The sequence below is a fragment of the Phenylobacterium sp. genome (assembly GCF_036821595.1).
Lineage (GTDB): Bacteria > Pseudomonadota > Alphaproteobacteria > Caulobacterales > Caulobacteraceae > Phenylobacterium.
In genome coordinates, this window is the sequence record NZ_DAISJG010000188.1 from 1 (window position 1) to 1,113 (window position 1,113).

The 1,113-nt window shown below is 73.7% G+C and carries 3 protein-coding genes; all 3 read right to left on the bottom strand.

The genetic code is table 11. The features are described from left to right. Positions 1–63: 63 nt before the first annotated feature. The gene (locus V7Z97_RS20505; RefSeq protein ID WP_334165487.1) at positions 64–354 is read right to left on the bottom strand and encodes a hypothetical protein; all 291 of its coding nucleotides are present in this window, start codon (positions 352–354) and stop codon (positions 64–66) included. A 69-nt stretch (positions 355–423) separates the two neighbouring features. Further along, entirely contained in the window at positions 424–993 is a 570-nt protein-coding gene (locus V7Z97_RS20510; protein WP_334165488.1) for a hypothetical protein, read from the bottom strand. Positions 994–1,000: 7 nt separating this feature from the next. Then, positions 1,001–1,113, bottom strand: a 113-nt coding sequence (locus V7Z97_RS20515; RefSeq protein WP_334165489.1) for an ATP-dependent Clp protease proteolytic subunit, incomplete at its 5' end; no start/stop codon positions are given.

The window sequence follows — 1,113 nt, forward strand, 5'->3', positions numbered from 1 at the left end:
TGCTCGTCGCCCGGCGGGCTGACGCGGTTGGAGATGACGATCAGGCGTCCCAGGGGCCGGGCCTCAGGCGCCGGGCAGGAGCACGGCGGGCACGCCCCAGGTGTCCTCGAGGCAGCGGGCCAGCTCCTCGCCGTTGCGGCGGCCCGCGAGTTCGGGGGCGACGAGCGCCAGGTCCGGCCCGGCCTGGGCCGTGATCGCCAGGGCCGCGCGGGCAGTATCCACGGGACCGAGCACGTTCACGCCCGCGTCGGTCAGAACTTCGACAAGAGGATCCGGCAGTTCCGGGGATTTCCTCACGACGAGCACAGTCGTGAAGCGATCGCAATGTTCGATCAGGTCGAGGGTTTTTTCCATCGCGCCCCGGATAGGACACAGCCTTGGCCGCGCCAACACCTGAGCCGCTAAACTTCGCGTGAGCGGGATCTATTCCGCTTCGGCCCCGGGCGCGGGCGGCCGGGAGGCCCACGGCTCCACCACCCCGACCACGGACAACGGCAGGTCCTGGCGGACGGCGCGGAGCACGCCCTCGGAGATCTCCGCGTCGGTGAGCCAGCGCGCGCCGCCGTCCGCGAGGCGGAAGCCCAGGACCACCTGCCGGAGACGGCAGGCCGGGAGGCCGTCGGCCACGGCGGCGGCGAACCGCAGGCGGCCGGGCTTGGCCGGGTCGGCGACGCCGCTGCCGAGCACCTGGAACAGCCGGCCCGGCGCGCCCTCGCGCCCGACCCGCTCGGCGAGGCGCCGGGGCGCGGCAAGTCTCAGGGAGTGGAACCAGGCGACGGCGAGGTCGATCGGCCCCTGCCCGGCCACGGCGGCGTCCAGCGCGGCGGTGAACGCCGCCGCGTCATGGTAGTCGCAGTCGAAGGCGCGGCCCGGCAGGCCGTGGGCGGAGGCCCGGCGCGACAAAAGCGAAAGGCGCCCGCCGTCGCCGGCGAGCGCCTCCACGAGGCCTGCGAGCATGCCGGTCCCGCCCACCACGAGGATGTGCGGGCCCATGGGCGAATCAGCCCTCGGCTTCGCGCTTTTCCCAGACGTGGTCGACGATGCCCCAGTCGCGGGCTTCCTCGGCGGTCATGAAGTAGTCGCGGTCGAGGGTCTCCTCGACCTCCTCGACGG

What these genes read in the sequence shown, in the direction of transcription:
- V7Z97_RS20510 (WP_334165488.1), bottom strand. Translation starts at nt 993, where the DNA reads ATGGGCCCGCACATCCTCGTGGTGGGCGGGACCGGCATGCTCGCAGGC.
- V7Z97_RS20505 (WP_334165487.1), bottom strand. Translation starts at nt 354, where the DNA reads ATGGAAAAAACCCTCGACCTGATCGAACATTGCGATCGCTTCACGACT.